The sequence below is a fragment of the Enterobacter sp. HNDS-6 genome (assembly GCF_039850505.1).
In the GTDB taxonomy this organism is placed as follows: Bacteria; Pseudomonadota; Gammaproteobacteria; order Enterobacterales; family Enterobacteriaceae; genus Enterobacter; species Enterobacter kobei.
In genome coordinates, this window is the sequence record NZ_CP156673.1 from 2,316,552 (window position 1) to 2,334,217 (window position 17,666).

Here is a 17,666-nt window from a genome sequence, read left to right on the forward strand (position 1 = left end):
GTGAGTCTGGCCTTATGAAACGTTACTTTTCCGCTCTGATATTGGGTCTGCTGTCACTCACCAGCCAGCTGGCCCACGCCGACGTGATTGATGATGCCATTGGCAACATTCAGCAGGCGATCAACGATGCTTATAACCCCGACAGCAGCCGTAATGACGACGACGATCGCTACGATCGCAGCCGTCAAAGCGACAGCCGTCAGTACGACGATCGCCGTCGGCAGCTCGAAGACAGACGCCGCCGTTTAGACGAGCGTCAACGTCAGTTAGATGACGACAGGCGTCGACTGGAAGAGGATGAACGGCGGTTAGAAGACGATTACGATCGCGGCTAAAGCCTGGTCCGTAGGCCGGGTAAGGCGCAGCCGCCACCCGGCAAAACTCAGTCGAGTACCAGCACCATGCCGTCATAGCCCGCTTCGATACCGTTCGGCAGCGGGTTGTTCATCATCCACACGTCAAACTGATGGCTGATGTGCGTCAGGATCACCTGCGGACAGCCAATCACCTCGTTTAACGCAACCACGGTGTTCAAATCACAATGGTTACGCGGCGGCTCGTCACGCGGTTCATGACTGCAGTCGATGATTATCGCCTGCGGCTGATTGTTGAGCAGAAACTTCACCGTTTTTTCCGGTAATCCCGCCGTGTCTGAAAGCCACGCCACGCGGCTGTGGGCGGATTCCAGCAGATAGCCAAACGTCAGCTTCGAATGGTTGAGGGGCAGCGGCGTCACCCGCAGTCCCTGTAGCTCAAACACCACAAACGGTTCGACCGTATGACTGAAATCCAGGATCCCCGGATGTTTGAACAGGTCGTCACACCCCGCGTCGTCCGGTGGGCCGTAGACCGGAATCGTTGCACCCACGCCCCAGCGCAGGGGAAACAGCCCCTGAACGTGATCCATATGATAGTGAGTGAGTAAAAACTGCTGAAAACTGCCCGCGGGCCAGTCCTCCATCAGGTGTGGAATACCGGCGTCCAGCAACGTGACCGCATCGTTGTATTTGACCACCGCACTGCAGGGACGACGGCGATAATTTTCCTGCAAACGCGCGCGTCTACACGCCGCGCAGTCGCAGCCAAAGACGGGCACCAGCTGGGCACCGCCGGTGCCGGTTAACGTTATGGTCAGACTCATCACTCACCTCTACAGCGGTTTGGTGAAGCGGAAATGGCTCTGCGTATACCCTTCACGAAGGTAGAAACGGTGGGCGTCCACGCGCTTCACGCTGGTGGAAAGTTCTGTCAACTCCGCGCCAGCCTGTCGTGCAATGTCCTCTGCCCAGGCGAGCAACTGGCTACCCACCTTTAACCCGCGCGCTTGCGGCATTACCACCAGCTCCTGGATCTCGCCGATCCAGCGGGCGTGATGGAGGTGAAACTGCATGTGCAGACCGATCATGCCGATGACTTCCCCGTCCAGCTCGGCAAGCTGGTAGCGCATATTGTGATCCTGCAGATTAGCCAGATAGCCGGCATGAAACGCCTGGTGATCGAACTCTGCTTGCTTAAGTTCGCAGATGAGGGCGTACACGCTCTGCGCATCATCAGCAGTGGCGGGGCGAAGCTGGCAGTCAGGCATGCTGTTTCTCCTTCTGACGGATAAGGGATAAAAAGCTCTCGACTGACTGTAGCAAACTTCCGTCGTTATTGAGGACATGGCAGCCTGAAGGGGTGTAGCGCGCCGCGCGCTCCAGACGCTGGTCAATCTCCCGCGCGTTTTCGCGCCCCCGGTTTTGCAGCCTGCTGCGCAGAACGTCCGGGGAAACCTGCAGGCAGATCGGCAGCAGGGCCGTTTCATATCGGGCTTTTGCCTGCGGCAGATGGGCGCGTGAGCCGTTGACCAGCACATCAAAACCCGCGTGCAGCCAGAGGTCGATCTCAATGCCGACGCCATAGTAGAAACCGTTAGCGTGCCAGCTCAGTGCCAGCAGGTTTTGCCCGGCGCGGGTGAAAAACTCCTGCTCGCTCAGGGCGATATGGTTTTCACTTCCGGCGTTCGCCGCGCGGGTAATATAGCGGTGCGCCACCAGCAGCTGTGAATGTTCCCGCTGCCGCAGGGCAGACAGCAGGCTGTCCTTACCGGAGCCGGACGGCCCCATCAACCAGATAAGTCTTCCCATCAGAACACCCTTTTTCCCTGACGCCAGACGTGGTCGATATGAATATGCTCGCCTTTGCGGTGGGCAAGCACCAGATCTGCCCGTTTTCCTTCGGCAATCTCACCGCGATCCTGAAGATTGAGTGCGGCGGCCGGGTTTTTGGTCACCAGGCGAATGGCCTGCGGCAGCGTAAAACGGTTCTCCTCATCGTCCGCGACCCGGAATGCCGCATCCAGCAGGCTGGCGGGGTAGTAGTCAGACGAGAGGATATCCAGCAGGCCGAGCGAGGCGAGCTTGCTTGCCGCCACGTTGCCGGAGTGCGAGCCGCCGCGCACGATGTTCGGCGCGCCCATCAGCACGTTCATCCCGTGCTGACGTGACGCCTCTGCGGCTTCGAACGTAGTGGGAAATTCGGCGATCACGCTACCAAGCTGGTGGGATTCACGCACATGATCGTGCGTGGCATCGTCATGGCTTGCCAGCGCAATATTGCGGTCACGGCACATTGCGGCAATCCTGAGACGGTTCGGCTGCGACCACTGTGCCGCAAGCGCCAGCTGTTCTTCTTCGTAGCGCGCCATCTCGGCATCGTTGAGCGAGTATTTGCCCTGATAGTATTCACGATACTTCTCAATGTTGGCGAACTGACGCTGCCCCGGCGAGTGGTCCATCAGGGAGACCAGCGAGACAGGCTCGCGGCCCACCAGTTTTTCAAACAGCGGCAGGGTGGTGTGGTGCGGCAGTTCACAACGCAGATGCAGGCGGTGCTCGGCGCGGTTAAGGCCACGCTTTTGCGTCTCTTCCACGGCGTTAATCATCTTCTCCAGGTTTTCAAGCCTGTCGCCGCCGTCGCGCACGTCGCCAATCGCCACCGCGTCGAGCACGGTGGTAATACCGCTGGCGACCATCAGCGCGTCGTGGCTGCTCATCGCCGAATGGGCGGGCCAGTCCACCTTCGGGCGCGGGGTGAAAAATTTGTCGAGGTTGTCGGTATGCAGCTCAATGAGCCCCGGCAGCAGCCAGCCACCTTCGCCGTCCATCGCGTCAGGCGCGCGGCTCCGGGTTTCGGCAAACGCGCGGATGACGCCGTCCTGGATTTCAACCGAGCCATCCACGACCTCGTTTTCCAGCACCAGCCTGACGTTATTGATAATCATACGTTTGTCCCCATCGGGTGCAGTCTGTCCGCTACGCGCTCGCGCACGGCTTCATCGTGGAAGATCCCGACGATCGCTGCGCCGCGCGCTTTGGCCTGTTCGATCAGTTCCATCACCGCTGCGCTGTTTTTGCTGTCGAGCGAAGCGGTGGGTTCATCCAGGAGTAAAATCGGGTAGTCGACAATAAAGCCGCGTGCGATGTTGACCCGCTGCTGCTCGCCACCGGAAAAGGTCGATGGGGCAAGGTGCCACAGACGCTCCGGCACGTTGAGGCGCGTCAGCAGGCTGGCGGCTTTGGCGGCACAGGTGTCACGCGGGACGCCGAGATCCAGCAGTGGCTGCATCACCACGTCCAGAGCGGAGATCCGCGGGATCACCCGCAGAAACTGGCTGACCCAGCCGATCGTCGAACGGCGCACTTCAAGTACCTTACGCGCGGGGGCCTGCACCAGATCCACCCACTCGTTGTTGTGGCGAATATGAATGTGGCCTTCGTCTGGCTGATAGTTGGCGTACAGGGAGCGCAGCAGGGTGGATTTTCCACTGCCGGAGTGGCCGTGCAGCACGACGCATTCGCCGTTGCCGACCTCTAACGACGCGTTTTGCAGGACGGGCAGCCGCACGCCGTTTTGCTGGTGGAGCACAAAGGTTTTACTGACGTTTTGTACGTGGATCATGTTGGCCTCGTGATTCGTTTTGCCGGGTGGCGGCTTCGCCTTACCCGGCCTACAGGTGCGGTGTTCGTAGGCCGGGTAAGCGCAGCGCCACCCGGCAACAGCAGCCTCAATTCTGCAATACGGACGACACCAGCAGCTGGGTGTACGGATGATGGGGATCGTCGAGCACGCGGTCGGTCAGCCCACTTTCCACCACCTGACCCTGCTTCATCACCAGCAGACGGTCCGCCAGCAGGCGTGCGACGCCCAAATCGTGGGTGACAATCACCACCGCCAGGTTCAACTCCACCACCAGGCCGCGCAGCAGATCGAGCAGGCGCGCCTGAACCGAGACGTCTAGCCCGCCGGTGGGCTCATCCATAAACACCAGCTTCGGATGGGTGACCAGGTTGCGGGCGATCTGTAAACGCTGCTGCATGCCGCCGGAGAAAGTGGTGGGCAGGTCGTCGATACGCGAGGCGGGGATTTCAACCTCCTCCAGCCAGTGCTGCGCGGTGGCGCGGATGTGACCGTAGTGGCGCGCGCCGGTGGCCATCAGTCGTTCGCCGATGTTGCCTCCCGCTGAAACCTGGCGGCGCAGCCCGTCCATTGGGTGCTGATGCACTACGCCCCACTCGGTACGCAGCAGGCGACGGCGCTCGGCCTCGCTCATGCCATACAGCGACGTGCCCTCATATAAAATCTCACCGTTCTGCGGCGTCAGGCGCGCGGAGAGGGACTTGAGAAGCGTGGTTTTGCCGGAGCCGGACTCGCCGACAATCCCCAGCACTTCGCCCGGCCACAGCTCGAACGACACGTCGCTGAAGCCTTTGCCCGGCGCGTATAGGTGAGTCAGGTTATTAACCGAAAGCAGCGGTTTCATTGGCTGTTCGCCTCGCTCTGTTGGCGGCAGTAATCAGTGTCGGAGCAGACAAACATCCGTTTGCCCGAGTCGTCCAGCACCACTTCATCCAGATAGCTATGTTTCGAGCCGCAGATGGCGCATGGCTCGTCCCACTCCTGCACCGTAAAGGGGTGGTCATCAAAATCGAGACTCTCCACACGGGTGTAAGGCGGTACGGCATAGATGCGTTTTTCACGCCCGGCGCCAAAGAGCTGCAGGGCTGGCATCATGTCCATCTTCGGGTTATCGAATTTCGGGATTGGCGACGGGTCCATCACATAGCGCCCGTTGACCTTCACCGGGTAGGCGTAGGTGGTGGCGATATGGCCGAAGCGGGCGATGTCCTCGTAAAGCTTCACCTGCATCACGCCGTACTCTTCCAGCGCGTGCATGGTGCGGGTTTCGGTTTCCCGTGGCTCGATAAAGCGCAGCGGCTCCGGGATCGGCACCTGGAAAATCAGAATCTGATCTTCAGTCAGCGGGGTTTCCGGAATGCGGTGGCGGGTCTGGATCAGCGTTGCGTCTTCGGTTTTTTCAGTGGTCGCTACGCCGGTCACGCGCTTGAAGAAGTTGCGGATCGAAACGGCGTTGGTGGTGTCGTCTGCCCCCTGGTCGATGACCTTAAGCACGTCGGCTTCCCCGATCACGCTGGCGGTCAATTGAATACCGCCGGTGCCCCAGCCGTAGGGCATTGGCATCTCGCGGCCGCCGAACGGTACCTGGTAGCCCGGAATGGCAACCGCTTTGAGGATGGCGCGGCGGATCATGCGTTTGGTTTGCTCATCCAGATAGGCAAAGTTGTAGCCGCTTAAGTTAGCCATTGGCGCGCTCCCGTTGCAGACGTTTCAGCAGTTCCAGTTCGGCCTGGAAATCGACGTAGTGCGGCAGCTTGAGGTGCGAGACGAAACCGGCGGCCTCAACGTTGTCTGCATGGGCCAGCACGAACTCCTCATCCTGCGCCGGGCCGGCGATGTGCTCGCCGTAGTCCGGTGCCTGCAGGGCGCGGTCGACCAGCGCCATCGCCATGGCTTTGCGTTCGCTCAGGCCAAACACCAGCCCGTAGCCGCGGGTAAAGTGCGGGTCTTCATTCTCTGGCGTGACAAAGCCGTTAACCATTTCGCATTCGGTCATCAGCAGTTCGCCGACGTTCACCGCAAAACCCAGCTCTTCCGGCACAATTTCGACGTCGATATAGCCGCTGCGAATTTCGGCCGCAAACGGGTGGTTACGCCCATAGCCGCGCTGGGTGGAGTAGGCCAGCGCCAGCAGATAGCCTTCGTCGCCGCGCATCAGCTGCTGCAGACGCGAGGAGCGCGAGCACGGGAAAACTGGCGGCGTGCGGGTGATGTCATCTGGCGCGGTACCCGAATCTTCTTCCGCTTTCGCCAGCCCCTGGTTTGCCAGCAGGCTGAAGACGTGCGGAGACGGCTCCTGTTCGGCATCCGTGGTGCTGAGCCGTGGCGCTTCGCCGTTCGCCAGCAGGGTAAAATCCAGCAGGCGATGGGTGTAATCGTAGGTGGGGCCAAGCCGCTGGCCGCCGGGGATGTCTTTATAAACGGCAGAAATACGGCGCTCCAGGCGCATCTGCGCCGTATTCACCGGCTCGCTCGCCGTGAAGCGGGGAACCGTGGTGCGCCAGGCGCGCAGCAGAAAGATGGCTTCGACGTTATCGCCGCTGGCCTGCTTCAGCGCCAGCGCCGCCAGCTCGCGATCGGCGACGCCGCCTTCGGTCATCACCCGGTCAACGGCCAGGTTCAGCTGCTGCTCAATCTGGGCGACGCTCAGTTCGGGCAGTTTTTCATCGCCCCGTCGTCTGTGTTCCTGCAAGGCATGGGCGGCGGCGATCGCCTTTTCGCCCCCTTTAACGGCAACATACATCAGCACACCTCCACGTGGGTGGTCCGCGGGATGGCGAGCAGACGCTCGCCGCAGGTCAGGATCAGGTCTATGCCCAGCGGGAACGGGTGCGGGCGTTCGGTCAGCTCATGAATGATGCATTCCGGCAGCTGCGGCGCAACCATGCGTTCATCGGCGATACCTGCACCGGTCAGGCGGAGCATGCGGCCGCCGCTCAGGCTGGAGACCTGCAGAATCAGCGTGGCGCTGGTTTCCGGTGCAACGGCGCTCCCTTCGCTCAGGGCGTTGAGCTGCTCGTGGCTGATGTGTTCGTCGGCCACGGCAAAGACCGCCTGTCGCGGTTGCTCAACCAGCGGGGCACTGGTGTGAAAACGCAGGTTCTGGCTGGCGATGTCATTAGCTAAGGCGCCTGACAGCCACACCGGCGTGTCGTTGTCGGCAAGGGTCAGCAACACGCTGGTGGTCGCCAGATTCAGCGGCAGCCAGCCCTGTGAAAGCTGGTGCAGCGAGACAATCACCCCCGGCTCGCTCATGGCTTTCAGCAGGCGACGAAAACTTTGTTGGGCATCCTGGACGGCCAGGGTAAAAGCAGGTTGAAGCGTCATGCGTTGTCTCCGCGAACGAGCGTAAAGAAGTCGACCCGGCTGGTATTCACTTCGGCCTGACGTGCGGCAAGTCGTGCGGCGCGGTCAGCTTCCAGCGGGGCAATAAGGGTTTCCATTAACGTCTGAAAATGCGTTTGTTCCTGCAAAAGGGCGTCTATCACTGCGCAGCGCTCGGCGTGTGCTTTATCGCGTCCCAGCACGTAGCTGTAGCCCAGCGTGCCGCTGTTCAGGCGGATCGCGGCGCGGGTGAGGGGAGCGTCTCCCGCAAAAAAGCGCTGCCCGGTGCCGCCCATCCGGGCCTGGATCTGCACCAGGCCAATTTCCGGTGCGCGGATAGTGTCGTAGTCTGGCGTCAGGCTCAGGGCGTTCATGCGATCGCGCAGGGCAGCAGGCTGGCTGTGGGCCAGCACACGCATCCAGCGCTGTCGGGTGGCGGTATCGACGTGCATTCAGTGCTCCATAGTGAATTCGATCATGTCGGCACGGGTCAGGCTGACGGAATATTCCGTCGCATTGACCTCGCCGTCACGGTGGTTGAGGGTGCGCACGCAGAGCAGCGGCGCCATATTGGGGATTTCGAGCACTTTGCTCTCTTTAGCCTGCGCGCGGCGGGCGCTGATACGCGTCTGGGTGCGCTTGAGGGCGATGCCCGTGGCATCCTGCAGAAAGTCGTGCAGGGAACCGCTGGAAAAGTTTTGCAGCACTGGCCAGAGGGCGAGGTCCGCGAAGTAGTGGTCAATCTGGCATACCGCTACGCCGTTGACGCGGCGCAACGTGCGCAGGTGGATGACGTTATCGCCTTCCTGAATGCCCAGCGCGTCCGCCACATGGCTGGAGGCCGGGCGCAGGACCGAGAGCAGCTTTTCGCTGGTGGGATGGCTGCCCTGATCCAGCAGGTTCTGACTAAAGCGCGCCTGGGCATTGAGCGGATAGTCGAACGGGCGCATCAGCACCAGCACGCCCACGCCCTGACGGCGTTGCACCCAGCCGCGCTCGACCAGCTGGTCAATGGCGCGGCGCAGGGTGTGGCGATTCACTTCATAGCGATCCGCAAGCTGCTGCTCGGCGGGCAGGTAGTCTCCGCAGCGGTAGTGCGTGCGCAGTTCCACTTCGAGCTTTGCCGCAATTTCTTGCCAGCGGGTTGGGTAACTGGTCGGATGTCTGGATAAGTGCATAGAAAACAAAGCCTCGCTTCTCAGATGAAGTGCTTACGCAAACGTTGAGAGAGGAAATCCAGCAGGCTGACGGTGACGATGATGAGCACCATCAGGGCGCAGGTTTGCTGGAACTGGAAACCGCGAATCGCTTCCCACAGGGTGACGCCGATTCCGCCTGCACCGACCATGCCGACGACCGTGGCGGAGCGAACGTTGGACTCAAAGCGGTACAGCGAGTAGGAGATCAGCAGCGGCATCACCTGCGGCAGGACGCCGTAGAGGATCTCTTCGATTTTGTTGGCGCCGGTGGCGCGGATGCCTTCCACCGGGCCGGGCTCAATGGCTTCGACCGCTTCCGAGAGCAGCTTGGAGAGCACCCCGGTGGTGTGGATGAACAGCGCCATGACGCCCGCGAACGGACCCAGACCCACGGCTACCACGAACAGCATCGCAAAGACCATTTCGTTAATCGCGCGGCAGGCATCCATCAGGCGACGCATCGGCTGGTATACCCACCACGGCACGATGTTTTCCGCGCTCATCAGGCCAAACGGAATGGAGAGAATGACGGCAAGGGCGGTGCCCCAGACGGCAATTTGCAGGGTAATGGCCATTTCGCTGAGATAGTCCTGCCACTGGCTGAAGTCCGGCGGGAAGAAGTCGGCAGCAAAGGTTGCCATGTTGCCGGAATCTTTGAAGAGCAGCAGGGGATCCATTTCTGCGCCCTTCCAGGAGATAACCAGCACCGCCAGCAGGATGGCCCAGCTTATGAGCGAGAACCAGCTGCGCTTTGGCGGCGGGAGGGTGATGGTTTGCATGTTGGCTCCTTGGGTTTTAATTCCCTCTCCCTTGAGGGAGAGGGTTAGGGTGAGGGGGAAATATGCGCGCTGATGCCCTCACCCCGGCCCTCTCCCACGGGGAGAGGGGGAAAAGAAACTACTGCACCGCTTTATTTACGCTGGTCATGGCGCCGAGTGCCGCGGTCAGGCGGTCGAGGTCTTCAAGCTGAGCCTGAATTTCAGCGACTTTGCTGGTCTTCTCTTCTTCCTTGAGCCCTTTGTTGTCCTTGACGCCTTGCATCTGTTTAAACAGCGCGAGCTGACGAATCGGGACCAGCTGCAGGTCGCTTGACGGGCGGAACGGTGCCCAGCCCAGTTTCTCAAGAACCGCTTTCTCTTCCGGCGTTTTGCCGTAGTTCATAAAGAAGTCGTACACCTTGTCCTTGGTGCTTTCGGAGAGGTTTTTACGCCAGACGATCGGGTCGCCCGGGATCAGCGGCGATTTCCAGATCACCTTCAGTTCTTTCAGCTTGTCCGGCGCGGAGGTTTTCAGCTTGTCGAGGTTTTCGGTGTTGTTGGTGGCAACATCCACCTGCTTGTTCGCCACGGCCAGGGCGTTGGTTTCATGGCTGGCGTTGACGGTGCGTTTGAAGTCGCTGGCGGAGGCGTTGTTTTTCGCGAAGACGTAGTAGCCAGGGACGAGGAAGCCGGAGGTGGAGTTCGGGTCGCCGTTACCAAAGGTCAGCTCTTTGCGTTTAGCGAGCATGTCGTTGAGGTTGTTGATCGGGCTGTCTTTGTTCACGATCAGCACGCTCCAGTACCCCGGGGAGCCATCTGCCGCAACGGTCTGGGCAAAGACCTGGCCGTTGGCGCGGTCCACCGCTTCCATTGCGGAGAGGTTGCCGTACCAGGCGATGTCGACTTTATTAAAGCGCATTCCCTGGATAATCCCCGCGTAGTCCGGGGCGAAGAAGGCATTCACTTTGATCCCCAGTTTGGTTTCCATATCTTTCAGGAACGGTTCCCACTGAGGCTTCAGGTTCTGCTGTGATTCCGTCGAAATAATGCCGAAGTTCAGCGCTTTTTCCTGCTCTTCCGCATACGCCGGGCTTAACAGGGTGCTGATGCTGAACATGCTGGTAAAGGCCAGCGCGGCAACGGCTTTGTAGTTCATTTCCATTCCTCGTTATGGGGAGTTATGCAGCCTGCGCGCGCTCTTCGACGCGGTTTACGCTGCGGTAGAGATGATCAAAACGTTCGTTATCAAACTGGTGGCTTGCGCCGTCAAAGAACACATGGCCCTGACGCAGGGCGACAATGCGCTCGCAGTAGCGCAGGGCGTAATCCACCTGATGCAGCGTTACCACCACGGTAATGCCGTCGTTCTGGTTAATGTCGCGCAGGGTTTCCATCACGATGCGGGCGGATTCCGGGTCCAGCGAGGCGATAGGTTCATCGGCCAGAATGATTTTTGCTTTCTGCATCAGGGCGCGGGCGATGGCGACGCGCTGCTGTTGTCCACCGGACAGGGTGGAGACACGCTGGTGGGCCAGGTGTGCCATACCGACGCGAGTCAACGCCTGAAGAGCTTCCTGCTTCTGGGAAGGTGAGAACCAGCGCAGGCAGGTGCGCCAGAACGGTGTGCTGCCGAGTGCGCCAATCAGCACGTTCTCCAGTACCGTCAGGCGATTGACCAGGTTGAACTGCTGGAAGATGTAGCCCGTCTGGGCACGGCTCTTGCGGATATCACTTGCCAGACGCCCGGCGCGCTGCACCGTGTTGCCCAGCAATTCGACGTGACTTTCCGGGGTTTTATCGCAGGTGATAAGACCGCTTAAATGGCGCAGAAGGGTGGATTTACCGGAGCCAGAAGGGCCGAGAAGCGCCACCATGTCGCCCTGCTGGACGGTCAGATCAACGGCATGCAGCGCCTTGTTGTGATTGAAGGTCTTGCTCAGTTTCTCGACGCGGATGACAGTTTGCATGTGCGGGGCCTCACGATAAATGTGGCCTCATGCTGGCGCATCAATGTGACATTTGGGTTAAGTCTGGGTTGCGGGAATTTGAAGAGTTGAGGGGAGTTTGATGACAGGCGGAGGCGGACCGCCCACCGCCAGAAAATTAGTGCTGCTGCTTAACGACGTTAATCATCCACGGTACGCCGTATTTATCGGTGACTTTACCGAAACCGTGCGCCCAGAAGGTCTCCTGCCACGCCATGTCGATATTGCCGCCAGCGGCGAGGTTGTCGAACCAGCGCTTGCCTTCTGACACATCCTGCGTGTCGAGCACCAGCGTGAACCCGGCATACTGCGCGTTGCTGCCCGGCGGCTGCCCGTCGCTCATCATGATGTCGCTGCCCGCAATGCGGACGTTAGAGTGGGCGATAGCGGAATCAGGAAACTGCATGCCGGACGGACAGCCTTCTTCACTGCTGTCGCTTTTGGGCATTTCACCGAAAGTGATTTTATAGAGGAGTTCAGCGCCGACGGCCTGCTGATAAAAGGCGGTTGCCTCTGCACAGTTGCCGGCGAAGGAGATGTAGGGACTTAACGGCATATTCTTTACCTCACGTAAGAAAAGCCCATTAAGTGTAGTTCTTTTTTTGTAGGCCGGATAAGCGTAGCGCATCCGGAAAAAGCGCCCGGCGGCGCTTCGGTTATCGGGCCTACAGGAGAAAAATCAGTTCTTTTTCACGAACTCAGATTTCAGTTTCATCGGACCGAAGCCGTCAATTTTGCAGTCGATATTATGATCGCCTTCAACCAGACGGATGTTCTTCACTTTGGTACCGATCTTCAGCATGGAAGAGCTGCCTTTGACTTTAAGATCTTTAACCACGGTGACGCTGTCGCCATCCGCCAGCAGGTTACCGTTCGCATCTTTTACGATCAGGGCATCTGCATCCTGTGCCGGTTCGGCATCATTCCATTCATGCGCACATTCCGGGCAGATGAACATGCCATTATCTTCATAGGTGTATTCAGAATTGCATTTCGGGCAGTGTGGGAGAGACATATCGGTATCCTCAAAAAAGTGTTAACACGCTGGAAAATGCCAGCTAAATGACGGCAGTGTGCCGAAAAAGGCGGCAAGTATAGCGCAAATCCACACGTTTGTCGGTGATATTCTGAATTTAAAAAAAAGCAAAAAATGTGTCGGGAGTGACACTTCCTGTCAGTCAGTTAAGCGATGCTAACGTCATTAACACGGTGGAAAGAGAAGTCGCTAAATATATCGAATATTTTATTGCGGCAAATTGCTACGCACCTTCATTTCGGATAAGGTGAAGCAACACATTGTTATTTATCTTTGTTCTTTGCTGCCATGCATTTCGTATGGTTGTGGCATAACCCGTTCTTTTTAGGTGGGTAAATAATGATGATATATCCTGAAGTTTCTTAAAAAGGGCTACGCTTTTTATCTTTTGGCTGTCAGGCCTTGAGGAGAGCTTTACACGCCATGCAAGGATAGCCATTTATTTCTGATTATCTTCAATCAGTTATATTCCGGTGAACATGTTTTCCACACGTGATCATATAAGCCTGAACATCATAATTAATACCAGTGGCTTAATAAAAGTAATAAATTTGCGTTAAGGAAAGGCTTTTATCATGCACACACAGACCATTTTTGAATTAAGCCAGGAAGCTGAGCGTTTGTTACAGCTTGCCCTGCAAAATCTTGATACCTTGAAGTCAATGCCGACAGCGATGCTGGAGAACACGACGGCCGCTATTACGGGTGAAAAGAACAACGTTCTGCCTTTGCATTTTAGTGCGCGGGGTGTCGAAGCGCAGCAGGCAATGCTGAATAATGAATTACGCAAAATAACACGTCTGGAAATGGTTCTGGCTATCGTTGGTACCATGAAAGCGGGGAAATCGACCACCATTAATGCCATTGTGGGGACCGAAGTGTTGCCTAATCGCAACCGCCCAATGACGGCGCTTCCTACCCTGATTCGTCATACGCCAGGCCAGAAAGAGCCGGTACTCCATTTCTCACATGTCTCGCCTATTGATGATTTGATCCAACTGCTGCAGAAACAACTCTGCGATTACGATCGCGGGAAGCTGGCTCAGCATCTGGAAATTGATAAAGACATGAATACGCTGCTGGAACGCATTGAAAAAGGTGAAGCCTTTGAAAAGCATCATCTTGGAGCGCAGCCAATATTTCATTGCCTGAAAAGCCTCAATGACCTGGTCAGACTCTCTCAGGCGCTGGGCGTGGCGTTTCCGTTTTCAGAATACGCGGCCATTGAACACATTCCGGTCATTGAAGTGGAGTTCGTGCATCTTGCGGGTCTGGATGCCCACCTCGGGCAACTGACGCTGCTCGATACTCCTGGGCCTAATGAGGCCGGACAGCCGCATCTGCAAAAAATGCTGAGTGAGCAGTTAGCCCGCGCATCGGCGGTGCTGGCGGTAATGGATTATACCCAGCTTAAATCTATATCTGATGAAGAGGTCCGTCAGGCTATTTCGGTGGCGGGGAAATCCGTGCCTCTGTATGCCCTGGTGAATAAATTCGACCAGAAAGATCGCAATAGCGATGATGAAGAGCAGGTCCGGGCGATGATCTCCGGCACCTTAATGAAAGGCAATATTTCGCCTGGCCAGATCTACCCTGTCTCCTCCATGTGGGCGTATCTAGCGAACCGTGCTCGCTACGAGATGAATACCCACGGACAACTGCCGGATCATCAGGAGCAACCCTGGGTGCAGGATTTTGCCGAAGCCGCCCTCGGTCGCCGCTGGCGTACGGCGGACCTGGATGATATTGGCCATATCCGTCACGCCGCCGATTTGCTCTGGGAAGATTCGCTGTTTGAACAACCGATACGCAAACTGATTTACGCCGCCTATGCTAATGCCTCGTTATTTGCGTTGCGCTCGGCGTCCCATAAGCTGCTCAACTACGCACAAAATGCCCGGGAATATCTCGACTTCCGCTATCAGGGGCTGACGGTCGCCTTTGACGCGCTGGAACTGAATATTACGCGTCTTGAAGAGGACATGGCGATGATGCAGACGCGCCAGCGGGTGGTGAGCGATGAGGTGAAACATGAAGTTGAGCAGGCGCTGAATGCCACTGCGGACTTTATGGGGGCCCAAAAAACAGCGCTTCACCAGGCGATTGGTCACGTGTTCAGCGCTCGCAATATCCTTGATTTAGCCGGTAACGATCGGTTGAATCCTCGTGGTGACGAGCCGCAAGAACTACAGCAGCTGGTTCTGGATGACGAGGGGCAGGCACAGATTGCCCTGAGTAAAATCCGCTCCTCCTGCGAGCTTATCATGCTGGATGCGCAGACAAAGATCTGCCGGGAGCTGGCGTTACGCTTCGATCAGCTGGAGTCTACGCTGGCGCGTTCCCTGAATGACGCCATGCGTCCCATCGAAACGCGTATTAAAGAGCATCTGAGCCATGCCGGCTTTCGGGCGCGGATTAGCTTCCCGGCTTTTCAGGCTAACCAGCTTAACGTCAATACGCAGGCGCTGTTTAACGATGCCATCGCGCAGGACAACCGCCCTGCAGGACAGCCATCGGGCGCGGGCAGCATGCGTGAGACCGTCTCTCGCTGGCTGAATAATCCGGGCTGGGGCTGGGATGAATATGTGGCGACCCGCACGCGCTATGTTATCGACATTGCGCAGCTACATGACAAATTTAAGCAACATATTGATCAGTTTTGTGAACATATACGTAAAGCTTTGTCCGCCCAGGTCGATGTCTCTGTTACGGCAGGAATGGCGACGTTCTTTGCAGAATTTTCGTTATACCTGACCGGGTTACAGGAAAGCTTGCGTGATAGCCTCGCAGTGCGTCAACAAAATGAGCATTCGACCCGAGCGCTCAGCCAGCTGTTGAAGCAAAGTATCACTACTGCGACGTGGATACAGGAAGATACCCGACTGTTACGCGATGATATTCAAACTCTATTCGCGGCAGAGCAACCATGACAACACAGCTACTGGACGGTCCCGGGCGGACGCTGGAGTGTATTCATCCTAAATTTATGGTCGATCTTGTGCAGGGCGTGGACGTTGCACGTCATCCTCATCTGGGGCCGCAGCAGCTGCAGTTTCGTGAGCGCTTGACTCAGGAGATCATGACGCACACCCGGTTACGACCCTGGGCGATGGCCGGAATGCTGAATGAGAATGCTGCCCTGCGCCTCGGTCTGGCTGAAAAACTCGCCGGGATGCTTGACCCTGGCCATCTTGCGCTTACGCTGATGGCGGATAAATTGAATACACTTCGTCAGCAGGCTCACTTAAGGGCTCAGCCCTCTCCGGGCCTGCTTGAACAGTACGCTGAGCTCTCATCGCATTTTACCCAACGTGCCGTTTATAAAGAAAAGGCGCTAACTCAGCGTGGACTGACCGTCCAGGCGGGTGAGCACAGTGAGCAAATTTTCACTCGCTGGCGAGCCGGTCATTATGATGGCTGGTCGCTGGCCGGGCGTTGTTTCATTGTCCTGGAAGAGTTGCGCTGGGGGGCCTTCGGCGATGCTTGCCGTCTGGCGAAGGACGATGTATCGGCCATGCTCAAGGATAATTTACGCAGTATGGCTGCCAATTATCTTGCTCAGGGTATCAATGCGTCTCCTGCAACGCGCCATTTCTATCATCAGTGGCTGACCACACCCGCTTCGGCGGGTTTAATCGATCATAAAGACATGCTGGGCTGGCTGGGTGACTGGTGTCAGGCGGATAAACACCCGGTGAGCTGGTCAGTAACGCAAAACTGGCAGACCGTTGCGCTGGGGATGCCGAGGCTGTGTTCAGCAAAACGTCTGGTGGAGGCGATGGTGGAGGAGATTTTTGGTTGAACCCCTCACCCCTCACTCTGGCTCTCTCCCCAGAGGGGAGAGGGGATGGTTTGGTGCGGTTTGTTAATGTTGAAGCTCTGCTGCCTTCCTTTCTACATCTTTCTCTTGCACGTTTCCGTAGCGTTTCGCGTACAGTGCCGTGATGATCGGCACCAGAATCGCGGTCACAATCACGCTGGCAGCCACCAGTGCCGTTGCAGAAGCGGCTACCGGTTCGAAGGCCGGGTTAATCTGAGCAATAATCACCGGGTTTGCGACCGCAGCACCTGCGGCTGAAGAGGCGGCGACACCCGCCGTGCCGTTTCCGCCGCCAATCACGCGGTCGGCAATAATCAACGGAATACCGGTGATGATGATGACCGCAACCCCCAGCACAATACCCAGCAGGCCCGTATCAAGGATCACGTTCAGGTTGATGGTGTTGCCCAGCGCAAAACCAAAGAACGGGATGAGAACGGGTGTGGCTTTGCTGAAGAAATCGCGCAGATCGTGATCCAGATTCCCGAGGGCGAAACCGATCAGGAAGGGCAGGATCGCGCCAACAAAGTGGTGAGGCTCAAAAGAGGCCAAGCCAGCAGAACCCAGGATCAGCATCGTCATGAGCGGGCCGGACTCCAGAGACATCAGGACAAATGCCCCGGATTCTTCTTTCGTTCCGTACTGGTTCATCAGGCTGGCATACAACCCGCCGTTAGTCATATCCATCGCCGAGACAATTGCCAGGACCGATAAACCCGCGAAGAAACCGGTCTGAATTCCATTCTCCGGAATGAACATCGCGCATATCATGGCGACAACCCAGGCCACCGCTATTTTGGTTATGACCAGCGTACCGGATTTGCGTAATACGGTGCCTGTTGCCCGTAAATTAATGGATGCACCGATACAAAAGAACCAGACTGCCAGGATGGGGACGGTGCCTGTAATCATCCCTTTTGTGAAACCGCCAAAATAAGCCCCGGTTTCAGGCGCTAAGGTATTCAGAATAGCACCGAGTACCAGGGGGACCAGCATCATACCACCAGGAATACGTTCTATCGTGGCTTTAATCTTCATATACAACCCTCACAATGTTACCCCTCGTAGCGAGCGGCGGGCGCGAATAAAAAATCAATAAATTCAAAATGATGAAGGGTTTTCTTGATGACTTGTATTCGATAACCCCGCAACAAAATTCAGTAAGTACTCTGGTTTTCTCTTGTCAGAAAACACTCATCGCTATGTTTCGGGAATTATCATGCGATCACTGGAATAATGATTCAATGAAAATAAAACAGTGTTTTAGTTATCTGTGTCACATATTGATTGTAAACTTTACGCCGCGTTCTGGCTGGATGGGGTTTATGTAAATCTCTTGTAAAAAAGCGGCTTTTTACGTCGCGATAAAAAGAAAAGGGGACAACATGAAAATGTTTCCCTGGGATGGGTTGAGAAAGTGCTTATTTGCGGAAATTGACAAAGACTGTCTTCACTTTACGCAGCATAAATATATCTGTGAAGTTGATCACAAATATAAACGCTGGTAGGGTAAAAAGGTCATTAACTGCCCTGGCAGGCGTCAACAGGTTCGGTTGTATCGACGATAAACGTCAATGTAAGTAAACC

Annotated in this window: 20 protein-coding genes; 3 read left to right on the top strand and 17 right to left on the bottom strand. The window is 57.0% G+C overall.

Going from position 1 to position 17,666, the window contains the following annotated elements; all coding sequences use genetic code 11:
* The first annotated feature begins 14 nt into the window (after positions 1-14).
* The gene (gene yjdP, locus ABFI50_RS10800) at positions 15-335 is read left to right on the top strand and encodes a DDRRRQL repeat protein YjdP (RefSeq protein ID WP_014882174.1); all 321 of its coding nucleotides are present in this window, start codon (positions 15-17) and stop codon (positions 333-335) included.
* A 47-nt stretch (positions 336-382) separates the two neighbouring features.
* Here the strand turns inward: yjdP and phnP are convergent, their stop codons facing one another.
* From phnP to ABFI50_RS10880, 16 genes are all read right to left on the bottom strand, one after another.
* A complete protein-coding gene (phnP, locus tag ABFI50_RS10805) occupies positions 383-1,141 on the bottom strand; it encodes a phosphonate metabolism protein PhnP (protein ID WP_023331816.1) in 759 nt (252 codons plus the stop codon).
* Positions 1,142-1,150: 9 nt separating this feature from the next.
* Positions 1,151-1,585 carry an aminoalkylphosphonate N-acetyltransferase gene (gene phnO, locus ABFI50_RS10810; protein WP_045135402.1) on the bottom strand — a complete coding sequence of 145 codons (435 nt, stop codon included), beginning with the start codon at positions 1,583-1,585 and terminating at the stop codon, positions 1,151-1,153.
* Positions 1,578-2,129, bottom strand: a complete 552-nt coding sequence (phnN, locus tag ABFI50_RS10815) for a ribose 1,5-bisphosphokinase (protein WP_086527806.1) — start codon at positions 2,127-2,129, stop codon at positions 1,578-1,580. Before phnN ends, phnO begins: the two co-directional genes overlap by 8 nt.
* Entirely contained in the window at positions 2,126-3,262 is a 1,137-nt protein-coding gene (phnM, locus tag ABFI50_RS10820; RefSeq protein ID WP_014882178.1) for an alpha-D-ribose 1-methylphosphonate 5-triphosphate diphosphatase, read from the bottom strand. Before phnM ends, phnN begins: the two co-directional genes overlap by 4 nt.
* A complete protein-coding gene (gene phnL / locus ABFI50_RS10825) occupies positions 3,259-3,939 on the bottom strand; it encodes a phosphonate C-P lyase system protein PhnL (RefSeq protein WP_014882179.1) in 681 nt (226 codons plus the stop codon). The genes phnM and phnL overlap by 4 nt, the downstream gene beginning before the upstream one ends.
* Before the next feature lie 106 nt (positions 3,940-4,045).
* Positions 4,046-4,801 carry a phosphonate C-P lyase system protein PhnK gene (gene phnK, locus ABFI50_RS10830; protein WP_014882180.1) on the bottom strand — a complete coding sequence of 252 codons (756 nt, stop codon included), beginning with the start codon at positions 4,799-4,801 and terminating at the stop codon, positions 4,046-4,048.
* Complete coding sequence (gene phnJ, locus ABFI50_RS10835; protein WP_058690658.1) at positions 4,798-5,643, bottom strand: alpha-D-ribose 1-methylphosphonate 5-phosphate C-P-lyase PhnJ; 846 nt, start codon at positions 5,641-5,643, stop codon at positions 4,798-4,800. Before phnJ ends, phnK begins: the two co-directional genes overlap by 4 nt.
* The gene (locus ABFI50_RS10840) at positions 5,636-6,700 is read right to left on the bottom strand and encodes a carbon-phosphorus lyase complex subunit PhnI (protein ID WP_347486055.1); all 1,065 of its coding nucleotides are present in this window, start codon (positions 6,698-6,700) and stop codon (positions 5,636-5,638) included. The genes phnJ and ABFI50_RS10840 overlap by 8 nt, the downstream gene beginning before the upstream one ends.
* Positions 6,700-7,284 (bottom strand): phosphonate C-P lyase system protein PhnH, encoded by a 585-nt coding sequence (gene phnH / locus ABFI50_RS10845; protein WP_347486057.1) that lies wholly within the window; start codon positions 7,282-7,284, stop codon positions 6,700-6,702. Before phnH ends, ABFI50_RS10840 begins: the two co-directional genes overlap by 1 nt.
* On the bottom strand, positions 7,281-7,733 hold the full coding sequence (phnG, locus tag ABFI50_RS10850; RefSeq protein WP_014882184.1) for a phosphonate C-P lyase system protein PhnG: 453 nt from the start codon (positions 7,731-7,733) through the stop codon (positions 7,281-7,283). Before phnG ends, phnH begins: the two co-directional genes overlap by 4 nt.
* Entirely contained in the window at positions 7,734-8,459 is a 726-nt protein-coding gene (gene phnF, locus ABFI50_RS10855) for a phosphonate metabolism transcriptional regulator PhnF (RefSeq protein WP_045282275.1), read from the bottom strand.
* 20 nt (positions 8,460-8,479) lie between these two features.
* Positions 8,480-9,259, bottom strand: coding sequence for a phosphonate ABC transporter, permease protein PhnE (gene phnE / locus ABFI50_RS10860; RefSeq protein ID WP_023331823.1), 780 nt, complete (start codon positions 9,257-9,259; stop codon positions 8,480-8,482).
* A 118-nt stretch (positions 9,260-9,377) separates the two neighbouring features.
* On the bottom strand, positions 9,378-10,394 hold the full coding sequence (gene phnD, locus ABFI50_RS10865) for a phosphonate ABC transporter substrate-binding protein (RefSeq protein ID WP_047344939.1): 1,017 nt from the start codon (positions 10,392-10,394) through the stop codon (positions 9,378-9,380).
* Positions 10,395-10,416: 22 nt separating this feature from the next.
* Entirely contained in the window at positions 10,417-11,205 is a 789-nt protein-coding gene (phnC, locus tag ABFI50_RS10870; RefSeq protein ID WP_014882188.1) for a phosphonate ABC transporter ATP-binding protein, read from the bottom strand.
* Positions 11,206-11,341: 136 nt separating this feature from the next.
* Positions 11,342-11,779, bottom strand: a complete 438-nt coding sequence (yjdN, locus tag ABFI50_RS10875; protein ID WP_014882189.1) for a VOC family metalloprotein YjdN — start codon at positions 11,777-11,779, stop codon at positions 11,342-11,344.
* A 123-nt stretch (positions 11,780-11,902) separates the two neighbouring features.
* Positions 11,903-12,238, bottom strand: coding sequence for a zinc ribbon domain-containing protein YjdM (locus tag ABFI50_RS10880; RefSeq protein WP_008500067.1), 336 nt, complete (start codon positions 12,236-12,238; stop codon positions 11,903-11,905).
* Positions 12,239-12,834: 596 nt separating this feature from the next.
* Here ABFI50_RS10880 and crfC point away from each other — a divergent pair.
* Positions 12,835-15,189, top strand: coding sequence for a clamp-binding protein CrfC (gene crfC, locus ABFI50_RS10885; RefSeq protein ID WP_014882190.1), 2,355 nt, complete (start codon positions 12,835-12,837; stop codon positions 15,187-15,189).
* Positions 15,186-16,061 carry a diguanylate cyclase regulator RdcB family protein gene (locus ABFI50_RS10890; RefSeq protein ID WP_032637716.1) on the top strand — a complete coding sequence of 292 codons (876 nt, stop codon included), beginning with the start codon at positions 15,186-15,188 and terminating at the stop codon, positions 16,059-16,061. The genes crfC and ABFI50_RS10890 overlap by 4 nt, the downstream gene beginning before the upstream one ends.
* Before the next feature lie 63 nt (positions 16,062-16,124).
* On the opposite strand, the gene kdgT is transcribed toward ABFI50_RS10890, so the two are convergent.
* Positions 16,125-17,117 (bottom strand): 2-keto-3-deoxygluconate transporter, encoded by a 993-nt coding sequence (kdgT, locus tag ABFI50_RS10895; protein ID WP_014882192.1) that lies wholly within the window; start codon positions 17,115-17,117, stop codon positions 16,125-16,127.
* Positions 17,118-17,666: the final 549 nt, after the last annotated feature.